The sequence below is a fragment of the Agarivorans sp. B2Z047 genome (assembly GCF_023373605.1).
Lineage (GTDB): Bacteria > Pseudomonadota > Gammaproteobacteria > Enterobacterales > Celerinatantimonadaceae > Agarivorans > Agarivorans albus.
This window is the reverse complement of record NZ_CP088080.1, coordinates 1,177,227-1,193,340: the sequence shown is the minus strand read 5'-3', so window position 1 is coordinate 1,193,340 and position 16,114 is coordinate 1,177,227. Positions and strand designations below refer to the sequence as shown.

The following is a 16,114-nucleotide window of genomic DNA, read 5'->3' as shown; positions in this document are numbered from 1 at the left end:
CCAATCAGCTTAGATGCTCATTAACAAAGTACGCAGTTGAGCAAAATCAGCGGGCATTTCTTTAGATAACAAGTCTAAGTCTGCTCGGTCAGCAAGCGGTTTTGGTAGGTCAATTTCACGTTGCAAAATCTCTTCTACGCTTTCTTTAAACTTAGCTGGATGAGCGGTACATAAGAATAAACCTTGTTCGCCATCGGCTAGTTGCTCGGTAAGTTGCTGATAAGCAATCGCGCCATGCGGCTCACACACATAACCTAAGTCGTCTAAAGCTTTAACCGCTTCAGCAGTTTGCTCATCAGTCATGGCACCTTTGCCTAGGTCACTTAGCGGCCAGCCTTTGGTTTTAAACAGCTCTTCAACACGTGGCCAGTTGTTTGGTTGGCTCACGTCCATCGCATTAGATAAGGTAGCTTGTGTTGGTTTAGGCTCCCAGTTACCTGACGCTAAGTAACGTGGCACCGTATCGTTTACGTTTGTGGCAGCAATAAAACGCTTAATCGGTAAGCCCATAGCTTTAGCAATTAAACCGGCGGTTAAGTTACCAAAGTTGCCTGAAGGCACTGCAACCACTAGTTGCTCACGTTGCGCTTTAGGTAACTGTGCAGCAGCTTCAAAGTAGTAACAAACCTGCGCCACCAAACGGCTAATATTGATAGAATTTGCCGAGTTTAGGCCAATAGCTTGTTTAAGCTCTTGGTCGTCAAAGGCCTGTTTAACCATACTTTGACAAGCATCGAAGTCAGACTCTACCGCTACCGTAGTAATGTTGCCACCAAGGGTACAAAACAGTTTTTCCTGTAGAGGGCTAATTTTGCCCTTCGGGTAAAGTACCACTACGTTAATGTTTTCCATGCCATAAAAAGCATGTGCTACTGCTGCGCCGGTATCGCCCGAGGTAGCGGTTAAGATAGTGGTTTTATTACCATTAGAGAACTTGGCTAAACACTGGGCCATAAAGCGACCGCCAAAATCTTTAAAGGCTAAGGTTGGACCATGAAATAGCTCTAGCGCACTAATTTGCTCAGTCACCTTATTTAAAGGTGCAGTAAAAGTGAAGGCCTTGCTTACCATGTCAAATAGCTCAGCTTCAGACAACTCATTGTCTAATAATGCCGCGAGCAACTTTGCGCAACGGGCGTGAAAATCTAGTTCCAGCACCGCATCAATATCATCAAATGCAGGAATGCTATCTGGAAAGAATAAACCTTGCTGTTTACCCAAGCCTTGTTTTACTGCCTGAGTAAAGTTCACCTGCTCTTCGTTGTGTTTTAAGTTATATAAATTCATAGCGACGTTCCTGTTACTCGTGTGCCTTGCTCATCAATTTTACAAACATGGCAAAATCCATCTTCGTTTTGAATAAAGTGTTGTTCTAACCAAGCCTTGGTTCGCTCAGCTTGTTCTAATACTGGGGTAACAATATAAACCGTTGGCCCAGAGCCTGAAATACCGCTGGCTAATGCACCGCTTTGCGCTGCATAGCTGCGTACTTCATCAAATCCTGGAATTAATTTCGCACGGTAAGGTTCAGCCACAATATTATCCTTTAATAAGGCTGCGGCTAACTCTGGCTGCTTACTATAACTGGCATGAACAAAACCTGCCAAATTACGGCCGAATTCTAAGGTGTCTTGGCGGCGATATTGCGCCGGCAAAATAGAGCGCGCTTGAGCGGTTGAAATATTAATGCCTGGGTAGGCAACAATCCAATACCAATCTTCAAAATGGGGAATAGCTTGGCTAGTCACCCCAGCTTCTTGCAACATGAGCTGCATGCCACCTAAATAACATGGCGCTACGTTATCGTAGTGCACGCTGCCGCTAATTTGGCCTTCTAACTCGCCCATCATAATTAGCATTTGTTCTTTATTAAATGGCGAATCAAGGTAGGCATTCAAGCCCTCTAACGCAGCCACTACCGAACACGCGCTAGACCCCAAACCACTGCCAATAGGCAGGTTCTTCTCTAGGGTCATCTTAACGCAGCCAAGTGCCTTGCCATGATGCTCTGCATACTGCTTAACAAAGTAGTGGTAGCAATCGTAAAGAATGTTCTGTTTAGGATCGGCTGGCAGTTTATGTGCGTATGGGCCAACATTTTCGATGATCACATCATCGCCGCTGGCAGCTTCAACCAATACTCGGTCACCTAATAGCTGCCCATCAATTGGCGACAGCGCTGCACCTAAGCTGTCGAAACCTACACTTACATTGGCTGTAGAGGCTGGAGCATAAACAACAACACCCATATTACACCTCTTGGTTCCAGTTAAGCGTTCTTAATACGTCGGCAAATACGCCCGCTGCTGTTACTGCAGTACCCGCACCATAACCACGCAATACTAATGGAATTGGCTGGTAGTAACGGCTGTAGAAGGCTAAGGCATTCTCACCGTCTTTCACGCGGTGTAATGGGTCATCTGCCGCAACGGCACTTAACGACACTTTGCAAACACCCTTATCGATGCTGCCTAGGTAACGCAGTACTTTGCCTTCGGCGGCCGCTTCATTCATAAGCTTAGCGAAATAAGCGTCTGCTTCAGGTAAGCGTTGCATAAAGGCTTCGGTATCTCCGCTTGAATCAAAATTTGGTGGCAAGGCCATATCAATTTGAATATCTTCAATGCTTAGTGGCATGCCTGCTTCACGCGCGAGTATTAGCAGCTTGCGCGCTACGTCCATACCCGATAAATCATCACGCGGGTCAGGTTCAGTAAAACCATTTTCACGAGCAATTGTAGTGGCCTCAGAAAAGCTCATGCCTTCGTCCAACTTGCCAAAGATAAATGACAGAGAGCCAGACAAAATACCGTTAAAGCGCTCTAATTTATCACCCGCTTTTAGCAGGTTCTGTAGGTTTTCAATCACTGGCAAGCCAGCACCTACGTTGGTGTCGTATAAGAACTTACGGCGCATTGCCATGGCTGTTTTACGTAGCTGCTGGTAGTACTCCATGCTCGAAGTATTGGCTTTTTTGTTGGCCGTAACCACATGGAAGCCATTCGCTAAAAATTCTGCATATTTACCGGCGATATCATCGTTGCTGGTACAGTCTACGATCACCGGGTTAATTAAGTGGCTTTGGTCTACCAGGTTAGTGACATTGTCTAAAGTAAAGCCACCATTTTCTTCGGTTGCAGCCAATTGCTCTTGCCAGTGCTCAAGATCCAAACCTTTTGAATCTAATAGCAACTTACGGCTGTTAGCTACGCCACATACACGAATACCAATTTGCTGTTCTTTTAAGTGACTTTGCTGGGCATGAATCTGCTCTAACAAAGCACCGCCAACACCACCTACCCCAATTAGGAATAAGTCGATAAAGTGCATGCTGTTAAAGAAGTTTTGATGACAGGCGCGAATTGCTTCAGCTGCTTTGTCTTGCGACACAACCGCAGAAATTGAACGCTCAGACGAACCTTGAGCAATAGCAACAATGTTAATCGCCACTTCTGCCAGAGAGGTAAAGAAGCGGGCGGCAACGCCTTTACTGCGGCGCATACTGTCGCCCACTAAAGAAATAATCGCCAACTTATCAATGGCTTCAATGGGCTCTAATAGCTGGTTAGCTAACTCGAGTTCAAACTCTTCGTTTAGCGCAGCCAAGGCACGCGATGCATCAATACTGTGAATACAAAAACTTACGCTGTATTCGCAGCTAGATTGCGTAATAAGGGCAACCGATACTTTACTGCGCGAAATGCTCTCAAAGATCCGCCCGGCCATGCCAACCATGCCTTTCATGCCAGGGCCTGAAACCGTCAGCATGGTTAATTCAGACAAGCTTGATAAAGCTTTAACTGGCAAGTCATCTTGTGCAGGGCTTTGCGCGCCAATTAAGGTGCCTTCACCTTGTGGGTTAAAGGTGTTCTTAATAAGGCAAGGAATATGGTATTGAGCAATTGGGGCAATGGTTTTTGGATGAAGTACTTTAGCGCCAAAGTAGCTAAGCTCCATCGCTTCTGGATAGCTTAAGCTGCGCAGCAAGCGAGCGTCTTCAACAATGCGAGGATCACAGTTGTAAACACCATCTACATCGGTCCAAATCTCGCAACATTCAGCATCTAAACAAGCTGCCAAAACTGCTGCGCTGTAATCAGAACCGTTACGCCCAAGTACTACAGTTTCACCTTGCTCGTTACCCGCAGTAAAACCAGGCATTAAGTAGATGAGATCTTCTTGAATCATAGCTTTGTTCAAACGCTGTTTAGACGCTTGAATATCAACAACCGCTTCTAGATAACCACCGGAAGTAGCCACTAACTTTTGCTGAGGAATGATGATTTCGGCGCTATGACCACGAACCGACAATAAGTGGTTCATAGTATGAATGCTAAGCTTTTCGCCAGTAGACAGTACTTTGGCGCGAATGTTGTCTGGGCACTGCTGTAATAACGCTACGCCTTTCAATAGTTGGCGAAGCTCGCCCAACTCTTGGTGCACCATTAACTGCATTTGCTCTATGGCAAAGCCAGCGTACTTCTCTTTTAGTTTTGACAATAGCTCTTGGAAGGTAGCGTCAATGCGGGTTAAATAGCTTTCGCCATCGTTACCGTGACTAACTTTATCTACTACAGCAACCAAATCATTGGTTACCCCAGCAGGGGCAGACAATACCACTGCCATTTGAGATTGATGCTGATTGCTTAACACAATGTCTGCAGCGCGATTAAAGCGCTCAGCGTCAGCTAAAGATGATCCACCAAATTTTAAGACTCGCATTATTCCTCCCAAAAAAAAACCCGTATCGTGGTTGATACGGGCTTTCTTCGATGTAGTAAGTTGCTACAACCAGCCCGACCCGCATGTGGTGGTGCGGGTAATAGTTCCGGTGGTTGTGTAAGCAAAACGTACTAGCATCTTAATAAAAAACTAAATCCAATTTATGGCCATACCTTAACCAGCTGAGGTGGATAGTCAAGCTTTATTTATCTAAGCCAAATGCATAAAAGTGCGCTTTTAGCCTTATTTATGCTTTAAAGGAAGGTTTTTTAAAGAATAAGCTTGGCTCCGCATAAAAGATACTGAGCATAATAAACAGCTTAAAACAGCAGCTTTTAATCGAAAATTCAGGGCACTAGCGCCTTTTAACCTTAGCACTTGAAAGCAACCTTTACTCGATGTGCGAAAACTAGACGAAACGACCGAGTAAGGTGCTAGATATGAAGGATAATTACCACAGCCGCAACTTCACAACAAAAATTTGAACAGGTGTTTAAATCCTGCCATAGTGGATAAAAAAACAACAATAAGAAATAGCCTATGACGCAATTAATGGAACACCAAGCCGCCCATGCCATGCTGCAGCGCTTCAATAGCTTTTATCAATGCTTCTTGGAAGTCACTCGCGGTGCTCAAAAACGCTTTGAAGAAGCCGACTGGATGTCGGTGCAACTTGCCTCACGAGAACGTATTCGCCTTTATGATCACCACGTAACTGAGGCACGAGCAGCGATTAAACAGCTCACCGGCCACCTACAACGAAGCGATGCCTTTTGCGCAGCGGTAAAATCGCATTACTCAGAGTTGCTTAAACAGCATGATAATTTTGAAGTAGCCGAGTCGTTTTTCAATTCTGTCTATCAGCGTTTATTTCATCATCGCTATATAGAAGAAAGCCAACTGTTTATTCGCCCTAGCAGATGTAGCAAATTGTTTGATTACCAACTGCTTACCCATACTTATCAAAACACCTCGTTGGATACCTTATTAAAGCAGCTCTTCGAGGACTATCGCTTTAATATCGAATACGAAGATTTACCTCGCGACATAGGGTTTATTAAGCAGCGCTTGACTGAACTTCCGCAACTGGCTCAGCAACAGTTGCACAAAATAACTATGTTACAACCGGTGTTTTACCGAAACAAAGCCGCTTACCTTATTGGCCAATACACAAGTGAAGCTCATAGTTTTCCCATAGTGTTTCCCTTACTTAACCAGCAAGGCAAAGTGGCCGTTGATAGCGTGCTAATTGATAGTGACGAAGTGAGTATTATTTTTGGCTTTGCGCGCTCTTATTTCATGGTAGATGCCCCAGCCCCGCGCCGGATAGTCAACTTTCTTAAGCAACTGTTGCCCAATAAAACTGACTACGAGCTATTTACCGCCATTGGCTGTCAAAAACATGGTAAAACCGAATTATATCGCCACTACCTCAATCACTTGCACAATTCCAGTGATCAATTTGAGCTAGCACCCGGCATCAAAGGCATGGTGATGAGTGTATTTACTCTGCCCTCGTATGATGTTGTATTCAAAATTATTAAAGATGAATTTACCCCGCCCAAAGACGTAAGCCACGCCATTGTGAAAGAGAAATATCGACTGGTAAAACAGCACGATAGAGTGGGTAGAATGGCAGATACTCAAGAGTTTTCTAACGTTGAATTTCCGCTAGCGCGCTTCAGCCAGAGCTTACTAGATGAACTGCAAGCGGTTGCACCTTCGGTGCTGCATATCGAGGGAGATTCCATCACCATTAAACACTTATATACAGAACGGAAAATGATCCCGCTTAACATGTACCTGGATCAAGCTGACGAAGCACAAACTCGGCAAGTTATTGATGAGTATGGCAATGCCATTAAACAGCTAGCTGCTGCCAATATTTTCCCCGGAGATATGCTGTTTAAGAATTTCGGGGTAACCCGTCATGGTCGTGTAGTATTTTACGACTATGATGAAATCTCCTATATGACGGAATGTAATTTTAGAGAGTTTCCAAAATCTCAATATCCTGAAGATCAATGGGCAGCACAACCCTGTTATTCGGTAGGACCTAACGATATCTTCCCTGAGGAGTTTGCCACTTTTTTATTGGGAAAACCCATCGTTAAACAGGTATTTAAAGAGTTACATGCAGAGCTTTTTCAGGCCAGTTTTTGGCAAGAGCTACAGCAAAACATTAAAAACGGCCAGTTTGAAGACGTATATCCATACAGAAGACGCCGTCGATTTATTAACCGCTAGACGATTGTGCTAGAAAATTTGGCTTTAAAATCATTTATTGGGCTTTCTGCAAATTTTTGAAGATCCACAATGATCTTAAAGTGATGATCAACCATACTACTGTTACTAAGAAAAATAATAACAAGGAGACGGCAGTGGCTAAGTTACTATTCCAGCATTCGATTGCTGCTGTGCTTGTTATTGCCAGTGGCTCTTTAGCGGCCGATGAAGTAGAAAATGAAATGAGCTTAAGCTACGGCGATGGCGAACACGTTCAGCTATCGTCACGAAGCCAGGTGAAAAATTGGTACATCACTGGTTACAACAACAGCCAGTTTGTGAGTACCGGTGAAACCAATGATGTTGATTCGTGGTTTTTCAATGGTGGTTATCAACACAAACTTCGCAACGAGCTATCTTTATTCGTAGAAGCTGGGGTTAACAACCAATACGACGACATTGCCACACGTAAAGGCTTTAACCTTTCAACTGGGCTTAACTACCAGCCCTTAAAAAGCTTGTCTATCCAAAGTAAACTCGTGCAAGTTCACCAACCCAAGTACGACAATACAGAGCATAGTTTAGAACTATCTAGTACCTACCACCTGCTGAAGAACATTGATGTGAAAGCCGTTTATCAAGTTGAGGCTCAACAAGACAAAGAGACGCAACAACAAGTGCAGTTTGGTTTAGGCTATCGCTTTTAAGCGAACCCTTCCGGCAATTGCAACGCTTGCTCACTCACTAAAATTCCATTTTCATCAGCATATAAGTACATACCCGGATGAATAGTTTGGCCAGCAAAACTTACTGACACAGCTGTTTCCCCCAAGCCCTTACGCTCTGTTTTCATCGGGCAAGCTGCTAATGCCCTAACCCCCAATTCCATAGTGTTAATGGCAGCTACATCTCTAACAGCACCAAAAATTACCACGCCTGCCCAGCCCTGTAAGTAAGCAGAATCTGCAATGAGATCTCCCATTAAGGCTCTTTGGGTACTTCCTCCGCCATCAACAACCAATACCCTATCCTCACCAGGGCTGGCCAATAACTCTTTTACTCGGCTGTTATCTTGCCAACATTTAGCGGTTTCCACTTGGCCATGAAACAGCTTTTTAGCTCCATAAATCTGGAAAACGGGCTCGAGTAATTTAACTTGAGTTGGATATAGGTCGCACAGTTCCGGTAGTAGATCTTGCATAGTGATAGTCCTCTATCATCTTGTTGTAAGCCCAAGGGTTGTTAAACCAGCGGGGCGATATTTCTCCGAGGCTAGAATGGGCGCTCGCTAAACCCTTAGTGTCGTAAAGGTAGCATTCGTTATCTAACCAATAAAAGGCCTTTTGTCTGAAAGCCTTTGCAATATGTTGAGCATCAATTAACGAGCAGTCAACAATTGCACTATATTCGTAATGATTTAGATCCCTTGAGCCAGCAAATACCCAAAAGTGACGAAACTGATGACGCTGCAAAAATGAAATAAAATGACAGTCTAGCCAGTGATTAAATCGTCGAGTTCGCGTTACACCATCAGGATTACTCGCGGTGATAACAGCAAGTTCTTGATATTTAAAGTCGGTATTTGCCAAAAAAATGGTGTTTTGATACAAATTAAATATGTAGTTTATTTTCAGTATTGATTAGTAAAATTCGCTTTATTCGCAATTTTCGATTGATTTGAATCAAAAGCACCGCAGAAAACGTAAGCTTTTTTCAGACTCAAGTTGTTATATCACTGTTAAGCCCATAGAATATGTTTACTGCTTGTAACGAACAATGCATGTGGAAGGTCTCGTACGCTGATTTATCACGCGTTTTAGACAAACTATTTGTCTATTTTTTTGCCATTCAACGAGTTTTAACACAAACTCAACATGGATGAATAAGTAGCCATTGCCTCACCTTCTATATAGCGCTACCTGTTCACAAGCCAACTTTATTCTAAACAGCATTGGGGAAGACCATGACACCAAATATTCTAATTGTCGAGGACGAACTGGTCACTCGTAATACGCTAAAAAGCACTTTTGAAGCCGAAGGTTACAATGTGTTCGAAGCGATTGACGGCAATGAAATGAACAGCGTATTAGAAGCGCATTCTGTTCACTTAATTATCATGGACATTAACCTTCCTGGTAAGAATGGTCTGTTATTAGCGCGTGAGTTACGCGACCGTGAGCAAATTGCATTAATGTTCCTAACCGGACGCGACAACGAAGTAGATAAGATCCTTGGCTTGGAAATTGGTGCCGATGACTACATCACCAAACCATTTAACCCACGTGAATTAACTATTCGAGCTCGCAACCTACTTAACCGTACCGTAAATGGTCAAGTAGCTAGTGAAGATAAAGGCACGGTTGAAGAATACCGCTTCAACGGTTGGACCTTAGACATTAATAGTCGCTCGTTAGTTAGTCCAAACCAAGAGACTTACAAACTGCCACGTAGTGAGTTTCGCGCTATGCTGCACTTTGTTGAGAATCCAGGACAAATTCAAACTCGCGCAGACTTATTAAAGAAAATGACTGGCCGCGAGCTTAAACCACATGATCGTACGGTTGATGTGACTATTCGCCGCATCAGAAAACACTTTGAATCGATCCCTGAAACACCAGAAATTATCGCCACCATCCACGGTGAAGGTTATCGTTTCTGTGGTGAAATTGAATAAGCGATAAAATCGCATCAAAACCTCGCAGTTTGGCGAGGTTTTTTTATACTTGCTAGATGCTCAAATAATGAGCAAAACAGCAAGCTTTTACAAAATTGCACAATTAACAAGCCACATTTGTGAATTATAAATCGACATTATTTTGATCGACATTCGGATTTGTAGTTATTTTTCTACATATCCTTTTGTGATCAATCTTGTATAATGTGCGCAGATTTTTTACTAGCATCCTTAACGGAGAGTCACTTCAATGAAGAAAACCAAAATAGTTTGTACCATTGGTCCAAAAACTGAATCGGTAGAAATGCTAACTAAGTTAGTTGAGTCAGGCATGAACGTAATGCGCCTTAACTTCTCTCACGGCGACTTTGCTGAGCACGGCACTCGCATCAACAACCTACGTGAAGTTGTTAAGAACACAGGCAAATCTGCTGCTGTTTTATTGGATACCAAAGGTCCAGAAATCCGCACTATTAAACTAACTGGCGGCGAAGACGTTAGCCTAGTTGCTGGTCAAGAGTTCACTTTCACAACAGACCAAACTGTAATCGGCGATGCAACTCGCGTAGCGGTAACTTACCCTGGTTTTGCTGCTGACTTGAAAGTAGGCAACATCATCCTAGTAGATGACGGCCTAATTGAAATGGAAGTTATCGCAGTATCTGATGACGAAGTTAAGTGTACTGTTCTTAACAACGGTGACTTAGGCGAAAACAAAGGTGTTAACCTTCCTGGCGTTATCGTTCAACTTCCTGCTCTTTCTGCTAAAGATAAAGGCGACTTAATCTTTGGTTGTGAGCAAGGTGTTGATTTCATCGCAGCATCATTCATTCGTAAGAAAGAAGACGTACTAGAAATTCGTCAACTTCTTAAAGAGAATGGCGGCGAGAAGATCCAAATCATCTCTAAAATCGAAAACCAAGAAGGTGTAGATAACTTCGACGAAATTCTAGAAGTTTCTGACGGCATCATGGTTGCTCGTGGTGACTTAGGTGTTGAAATCCCAGTTGAAGAAGTAATCTTCGCTCAGAAGATGATGATTGAGAAGTGTAACCGTGCACGTAAATTGGTTATCACTGCAACTCAAATGCTTGATTCAATGATCAAAAACCCACGTCCAACTCGTGCAGAAGCGGGCGACGTTGCTAACGCAATCCTAGACGGTACCGATGCAGTAATGCTTTCTGGTGAGTCTGCTAAAGGTAAATACCCTGTAGAAGCTGTATCTATCATGGCAACTATTTGTGGTCGTACTGACGCAGTAATGCCTTCTAACTTAGATCCAGCACGTGATAGCGGTAAACTACGCATCACTGAAGCGGTATGTAAAGGTGCTGTAGAAACTTCTGAGAAGCTAAGTGCTCCTCTTATTGTTGTTGCTACTGAAGGTGGTAAGTCTGCGAAATCTGTTCGTAAATACTTCCCACAAGCTAACATCTTAGCAATTACTACTAACACTAAAACTGCTGCTCAACTTTGCTTAACTAAAGGTGTTATTCCTCACGTTGTTGAAAGCATTGAAAGCACTGACTCTTTCTACGCGCTTGGTAAAGACTTAGCGATGGAATCAGGTCTTGCAAACAAAGGCGACATCGTAGTGATGGTATCTGGTGCATTAGTACCTTCTGGTACTACTAACACCTCTTCTGTACACGTACTGTAATTTACGTTTATCGAAGCTAAAAAAGGCGCCTAAGGCGCCTTTTTTTATACCTAAATTCTTAGCTCTGAACGACCGGGTTGTAATCAGCTAAATGCGCCATATCATTTAATATCGAATCTATTTGCTCTAAGGCTAGAGCATCCATATTAATGGCTCTAGGGTAAATAGGTTGATGACGGTCATCTAACCAGTGGCTTACCCAATAATTGGTTGAAAGCAAAAACTCACGCGCGTATTGCTCATTTACCGCCAAACACCCTCGCAAACACACATCTAAATAAGACTGCAAAATAGGGCTATTGCTCTGTGGATGCCAATACTCTTTAGCCACATAGGTATATATTTTAACCGCTGGTTTTGGCAGCGCATCTAAGAGATCAAGCTGTGAAACATCGAGTAATACTCTATCGTAATCTTCTTCACGTTTATCCAGTTCAGGTAAGAAGCTTTCATCAAAAGGAATCAGCACCCCATTCACACTGGCATTATTGTCGGGAGTAATTACAACAGCGGAACGATCATCTGCGCTTTTCAAACCACTCCAATAACGTTGGTAGCCATGTAACCGCGCTGCATACGCATGTTCACCAGGAAAGGTACACTGTCTGCAATCTGCATCAATTAAACTGCCATAACCAAAAATGTAAATCATCAATCACTCCTAGAAACCTGATGCGACAAAATATACTTGCAACTAAAACAAGCCCATCTGTGGGCTACTGCTCGACACATGATAATGAAACTGCTCCGCCTTATATGTACACGCCTGCCCGCCCAACCAGCGCAAGCCTTGCTCGAGTTCAAACAACAAAGGCATGGCGATGATGATATTGCTGCAAAGCATTCGCTGCAGCTTGAGTAAGAACAACTAAGTGCTGTTTTCCCTCAGGAGCCTGCAAATACAAACCACCCAGCAATAATACATTTTGATGCTCCAAACTAAACTCAAAACGTTCTTGATTACGCCATTCATGCCATGCTTTTACTGGCAGTAAACAACGCTGGGTTTTCCAGGCGTTTTGAAACATAGCTTTATTAGCAGCATTTTCTACTCGAGCATTAATAACAAGCTGGGGGTGTCGAGGGTGCTTTGCTCCCCATATAAAAGGCTTACAACGCAGGGTTTCCTGCTCAATAATCAAAGCTGGCAACGACTCGCTAGGGCGATACTGTTTGGTTTCGCCAAAATCTAGAAATAACGAATCCACACCTACGGGTTGTCGTATTTCATATTCACCGCCAATCATTACGCTACCGCACACGTTTTTGTTATCCCACCTTGATTATCTGCTGGCTGTTGCTAGCTAATAGTAAATACAAACAGTAACATAATCTGTAGTAAACGCTTTCAAACTAATCGTATTTAAGAGGTAACATGGATACAACCACCCGCACCATGAACGTTCGCAAACGTATTGCATTGGTAGCCCACGACCATAAAAAAACGGCGTTAATTAACTGGGCGAAGAATCATCGCGAAGATTTAATTAAACATCAACTATTTGGAACCGGCACCACCGGTACGCTGTTGTCACAGCAAGGGTTTGAAGTAGAGGCCTTATTAAGCGGTCCAATGGGTGGTGACCAACAATTAGGCGCAATGATTGCGGAAGGTAAAATAGACCTAATGATCTTCTTCTGGGATCCGCTAGATGCGGTTCCGCATGACCCTGATGTAAAAGCGCTACTGCGTTTGGCGGCGGTATGGAATATACCAATGGCTACCAACCAAGCGACAGCTGAATTTATCTTAGCCAGCCGTCACTTTAATCAGGAGTTTTCGGTAGATGTCCCCGATTACGCGGGTTATCTAAAACAGCGTACTAGTTAAACTACGCCGCCGTTTGGCTTTCTGTATCACCGGCACGGATCCTAAATAGTTTCCCAGAGTGAGTACGATTTGCTTTGTAATCTGGTTGTAAAAAGCGAGGGCGAATTGATTTCAAATGTTCAATTTGCTCTTCGTTTAACTTACCAACCGGTAAGCCTAAGGCTTTGTAACTCAGTAATGGCCGTGCCGCTAAATTGATCATCATGTCCACATTGCTTCGCTGCTCGTGAACATGTTGCTCATTCATTGGCTTTAACACACCATTTTCCATTAAGTTTGCTACGGCAGGCTCTTTTAACGGCAGACTTAGTACGCTGCGACGAGTAATAATAAACTCGCGTAAAATAGCGCGCTCAGAATGATCCAAACACGAGATCATCGAAGCGAGTCGTTGTAATTCTCGACGATGCTGAACTGCTCCCGTGATACTGGTCATAATCAACAACAACCCGCGGCTAAGAAAATAAGCCAAACCCGTTACACAACTAATAGTTAACACCATACTCAGTTGCGCGTTTAAGCCTGCTTCAGGTAACCACTGCTTGGGAATAACCAGTAACATGCCACTGGCGGTAAGCACCCACGCCATAAAAATGTCTAATATGCCCCAGCGGGCGATTAAACGTCCTAAAAATTCCATTGTTTTGCACTCCTGACAAAAAGCTGACTCTTCGCAGGTAGTGATAGCAAGGGCTGTGCCAGATAATAAGAAGGCCGCATAAAGCGACCTCAATTAAACAAGTAAGTGAGCTAACTAGGCTTCTTGATGCTCGGGAACTAGATCCATTGCGGCCTGCATCACCTCAATGCCAGCACCTTTTTTATGGGCATTCTCGCTTAAATGCCTACGCCAAGCACGCGCGCCCACACAACCTTGGAACAGCCCCAGCATGTGGCGGCTAATATGTTGTAAACGGCCGCCTTGTGCCAAATGGTTTTCAATATATGGCAGCATTAACTCAGCCACTTGATGGCGGCTTAATGCTGGCTGCGGATCGTCAAAGATCTGTTGATCCACATCCGCTAATAGGTAAGGGTTTTGATAAACCTCGCGACCTATCATAACGCCATCGAGGTGCTTTAAGTGCTCTTGCATTTGTTCCAAGCTAGCAATTCCGCCATTTACGCTTATGGTTAGCTGCGGGTAATCAGCTTTTACTTGGTAAGCTCTTGGGTAATCTAACGGAGGAATATCTCGATTCTGCTTTGGACTAAGACCAGATAACCAAGCTTTACGCGCATGAATAATAAAGGTTTCACAGCCAGCTTCAGCCACCGGCTCGATAAAGTCTTTTAGAAACTGATAACTATCTTGCTCATCGATACCAATCCGTGTTTTTACCGTCACCGGAATCTTAACTTGTTGCTGCATTTTACTAACACATTCAGCCACCAGCTCTGGCTCAGCCATTAAACAAGCGCCAAAACGACCATTTTGCACACGGTCTGATGGGCAACCAACATTTAGGTTTACTTCGTCATATCCCAAATCTTCAGCGCGTTTTGCACATTCGGCTAATTCCTGCGGATTAGAGCCGCCCAGTTGTAAAGCCAGCGGGTGCTCTTGCTCAGAGAAGCCTAAGTAATCCCCTTTGCCATGTAAGATCGCACCTGTCGTTACCATTTCAGTGTAAAGCAGGGTATTTTTGCTCATCAAACGGTGGAAGTAACGACAGTGACGGTCAGTCCAATCGAGCATCGGAGCAACGCTAAACCTACGACTAAACTCGACATCAACTATACCAGTCATGCATTTGTTTTTCAAAGATTTTTTACTCATCTGTTCTTGGGTCATTCTCTACTATTCTCAACCATTTTGGGGGATTGAATCCCCCATATTTACCCCTTACAATATGGGGGATCTTATCATTAGGGAACATTTATGGCCAACTACCACATAGAAACTCGTAAAACGTCAAAAGGCGAAACCCGGTATCGATGCCAAGTTAGAAAGCAAGAAAGTGGCAAAGTCATATACAGAACAGAAAAAACATTCTCTAAAAAAGCGGATGCTAAATCATGGGGCATCGAGTGGGCGTCAAAACTAGAAAAACGAGCTCAAAATACTAATGATAACGTACCAACAATTCGCGAGCTGATTCTAATATATTTGAACGACAAACACATGAGCCAAACAATTGGCCGTTCAAAAAAGTTTAGTCTTAGTATGCTGGTAGATACAGAACTAGCAAAGGTTCGAGCAAACAGACTTTCAACTCATCACCTTGTGTCGTTTTGTAAAGACAGGACAGAGGCTGGCGCTAAACCTCAGACTATCGCGTGTGATATCTCTCACCTAAGAAGCGTTTTTCGGTCAGCAAAAGCGGTATTCAATATAGATGTGACTGACACTGTTTTTAAGGAATCTTATTACACCCTTTATAACCTCAATCTTATCGGCAAATCCGAGAAGAGGAGCCGAAGACCTGAAAAAAAAGAACTAACAAAAATCAGGCAAGGATTATTGCGGAGACAAGAGCACCCTGCTGCTAAGATTCCCTTCTTAGATATTTTGGACTTTTCTATTCTCTCCTGCATGCGAATTGGCGAAATATGCAAAATCAAGTGGGAGGACGTAAATGAAAACAATAAAACTGTGAAAGTCAGGGATAGAAAAGACCCTAGAAAGAAAAGTGGCAATCACATGTATGTTCCTATGTTGAACGACGCTTGGTTGATTTTGCAACGACAACCCCGAGCCAGTGAGCTGGTATTTCCCTATAACCCAAAAAGTGTGACAGCAGGTTTTCAACGAGTTCGCAATGAACTTGGAATTAATGATTTACGCTATCATGACCTGCGAAGAGAGGGCGCTAGTCGTCTTTTTGAAGGAGGATTAAGCATTGAAGCTGTTGCACAGGTCACTGGTCACAGGAACCTAGATACCCTCTGGCAAGTTTACACCGAGATGAATCCCAAAGCTGTTCACGATATGTTCAATTCGCTTCAGCTAGAAAAAGTACTTAAAGAGTATGCAGAAGACGAAAATTGAGTTTTT

General features: G+C 43.5%; 15 protein-coding genes. 6 read left to right on the top strand and 9 right to left on the bottom strand.

The annotated features are described in order from the left end of the window. Positions 1 to 9: 9 nt before the first annotated feature. Genes thrC through thrA form a run of 3 tightly spaced genes read right to left on the bottom strand, consistent with a single transcriptional unit; the run spans position 10 to position 4,722 of the window. Complete coding sequence (gene thrC, locus LQZ07_RS05595; RefSeq protein ID WP_152780458.1) at positions 10 to 1,287, bottom strand: threonine synthase; 1,278 nt, start codon at positions 1,285 to 1,287, stop codon at positions 10 to 12. Then, positions 1,284 to 2,249, bottom strand: coding sequence for a homoserine kinase (thrB, locus tag LQZ07_RS05590; protein WP_152780460.1), 966 nt, complete (start codon positions 2,247 to 2,249; stop codon positions 1,284 to 1,286). Before thrB ends, thrC begins: the two co-directional genes overlap by 4 nt. Position 2,250: 1 nt before the next feature. Then, positions 2,251 to 4,722 (bottom strand): bifunctional aspartate kinase/homoserine dehydrogenase I, encoded by a 2,472-nt coding sequence (gene thrA, locus LQZ07_RS05585; protein ID WP_152780462.1) that lies wholly within the window; start codon positions 4,720 to 4,722, stop codon positions 2,251 to 2,253. A gap of 540 nt (positions 4,723 to 5,262) precedes the next feature. On the opposite strand from thrA, the gene aceK reads away from it, so the two are divergent. Together aceK and LQZ07_RS05575 are read left to right on the top strand one after the other, a co-directional pair. Beyond that, positions 5,263 to 6,969 (top strand): bifunctional isocitrate dehydrogenase kinase/phosphatase, encoded by a 1,707-nt coding sequence (aceK, locus tag LQZ07_RS05580; RefSeq protein WP_152780464.1) that lies wholly within the window; start codon positions 5,263 to 5,265, stop codon positions 6,967 to 6,969. Between the two features lie 134 nt (positions 6,970 to 7,103). Then, on the top strand, positions 7,104 to 7,655 hold the full coding sequence (locus LQZ07_RS05575; protein ID WP_152780466.1) for a hypothetical protein: 552 nt from the start codon (positions 7,104 to 7,106) through the stop codon (positions 7,653 to 7,655). On the opposite strand, the gene LQZ07_RS05570 is transcribed toward LQZ07_RS05575, so the two are convergent. After that, positions 7,652 to 8,149, bottom strand: a complete 498-nt coding sequence (locus LQZ07_RS05570; protein ID WP_152780468.1) for a putative 4-hydroxy-4-methyl-2-oxoglutarate aldolase — start codon at positions 8,147 to 8,149, stop codon at positions 7,652 to 7,654. The genes LQZ07_RS05575 and LQZ07_RS05570 overlap by 4 nt on opposite strands. Continuing rightward, complete coding sequence (locus LQZ07_RS24660; RefSeq protein ID WP_194164069.1) at positions 8,100 to 8,537, bottom strand: DUF3293 domain-containing protein; 438 nt, start codon at positions 8,535 to 8,537, stop codon at positions 8,100 to 8,102. The genes LQZ07_RS05570 and LQZ07_RS24660 overlap by 50 nt, the downstream gene beginning before the upstream one ends. Before the next feature lie 374 nt (positions 8,538 to 8,911). On the opposite strand from LQZ07_RS24660, the gene arcA reads away from it, so the two are divergent. Then, positions 8,912 to 9,622 carry a two-component system response regulator ArcA gene (gene arcA, locus LQZ07_RS05565; protein WP_016400844.1) on the top strand — a complete coding sequence of 237 codons (711 nt, stop codon included), beginning with the start codon at positions 8,912 to 8,914 and terminating at the stop codon, positions 9,620 to 9,622. Positions 9,623 to 9,872: 250 nt separating this feature from the next. Further along, positions 9,873 to 11,285 carry a pyruvate kinase PykF gene (pykF, locus tag LQZ07_RS05560; protein ID WP_152780470.1) on the top strand — a complete coding sequence of 471 codons (1,413 nt, stop codon included), beginning with the start codon at positions 9,873 to 9,875 and terminating at the stop codon, positions 11,283 to 11,285. Positions 11,286 to 11,343: 58 nt separating this feature from the next. Here the strand turns inward: pykF and LQZ07_RS05555 are convergent, their stop codons facing one another. Further along, positions 11,344 to 11,937: a gamma-glutamylcyclotransferase family protein gene (locus LQZ07_RS05555; RefSeq protein WP_152780472.1), complete on the bottom strand. Its 594-nt coding sequence runs from the start codon at positions 11,935 to 11,937 to the stop codon at positions 11,344 to 11,346. 148 nt (positions 11,938 to 12,085) lie between these two features. Continuing rightward, positions 12,086 to 12,547: an SOS response-associated peptidase family protein gene (locus LQZ07_RS05550; RefSeq protein ID WP_152780474.1), complete on the bottom strand. Its 462-nt coding sequence runs from the start codon at positions 12,545 to 12,547 to the stop codon at positions 12,086 to 12,088. 113 nt (positions 12,548 to 12,660) lie between these two features. Between LQZ07_RS05550 and LQZ07_RS05545 the strand changes: the two genes are divergently transcribed. Then, positions 12,661 to 13,116: a methylglyoxal synthase gene (locus tag LQZ07_RS05545; protein ID WP_016400840.1), complete on the top strand. Its 456-nt coding sequence runs from the start codon at positions 12,661 to 12,663 to the stop codon at positions 13,114 to 13,116. A 1-nt stretch (position 13,117) separates the two neighbouring features. On the opposite strand, the gene LQZ07_RS05540 is transcribed toward LQZ07_RS05545, so the two are convergent. Together LQZ07_RS05540 and dusA are read right to left on the bottom strand one after the other, a co-directional pair. Further along, positions 13,118 to 13,756: a super-infection exclusion protein B gene (locus LQZ07_RS05540; protein WP_152780476.1), complete on the bottom strand. Its 639-nt coding sequence runs from the start codon at positions 13,754 to 13,756 to the stop codon at positions 13,118 to 13,120. Between the two features lie 114 nt (positions 13,757 to 13,870). Further along, positions 13,871 to 14,866: a tRNA dihydrouridine(20/20a) synthase DusA gene (dusA, locus tag LQZ07_RS05535; protein WP_152780478.1), complete on the bottom strand. Its 996-nt coding sequence runs from the start codon at positions 14,864 to 14,866 to the stop codon at positions 13,871 to 13,873. A 132-nt stretch (positions 14,867 to 14,998) separates the two neighbouring features. On the opposite strand from dusA, the gene LQZ07_RS05530 reads away from it, so the two are divergent. After that, entirely contained in the window at positions 14,999 to 16,108 is a 1,110-nt protein-coding gene (locus tag LQZ07_RS05530) for a site-specific integrase (protein ID WP_152780480.1), read from the top strand. Positions 16,109 to 16,114 lie beyond the last annotated feature (6 nt).

Coding starts and splice junctions, on each gene's coding strand:
- thrC (WP_152780458.1), bottom strand. CDS start 1,287: ATGAATTTATATAACTTAAAACACAACGAAGAGCAGGTGAACTTTACT.
- thrB (WP_152780460.1), bottom strand. CDS start 2,249: ATGGGTGTTGTTGTTTATGCTCCAGCCTCTACAGCCAATGTAAGTGTA.
- thrA (WP_152780462.1), bottom strand. CDS start 4,722: ATGCGAGTCTTAAAATTTGGTGGATCATCTTTAGCTGACGCTGAGCGC.
- aceK (WP_152780464.1), top strand. CDS start 5,263: ATGACGCAATTAATGGAACACCAAGCCGCCCATGCCATGCTGCAGCGC.
- LQZ07_RS05570 (WP_152780468.1), bottom strand. CDS start 8,149: ATGCAAGATCTACTACCGGAACTGTGCGACCTATATCCAACTCAAGTT.
- arcA (WP_016400844.1), top strand. CDS start 8,912: ATGACACCAAATATTCTAATTGTCGAGGACGAACTGGTCACTCGTAAT.
- pykF (WP_152780470.1), top strand. CDS start 9,873: ATGAAGAAAACCAAAATAGTTTGTACCATTGGTCCAAAAACTGAATCG.
- LQZ07_RS05555 (WP_152780472.1), bottom strand. CDS start 11,937: ATGATTTACATTTTTGGTTATGGCAGTTTAATTGATGCAGATTGCAGA.
- LQZ07_RS05545 (WP_016400840.1), top strand. CDS start 12,661: ATGGATACAACCACCCGCACCATGAACGTTCGCAAACGTATTGCATTG.
- LQZ07_RS05540 (WP_152780476.1), bottom strand. CDS start 13,756: ATGGAATTTTTAGGACGTTTAATCGCCCGCTGGGGCATATTAGACATT.
- dusA (WP_152780478.1), bottom strand. CDS start 14,866: ATGACTGGTATAGTTGATGTCGAGTTTAGTCGTAGGTTTAGCGTTGCT.
- LQZ07_RS05530 (WP_152780480.1), top strand. CDS start 14,999: ATGGCCAACTACCACATAGAAACTCGTAAAACGTCAAAAGGCGAAACC.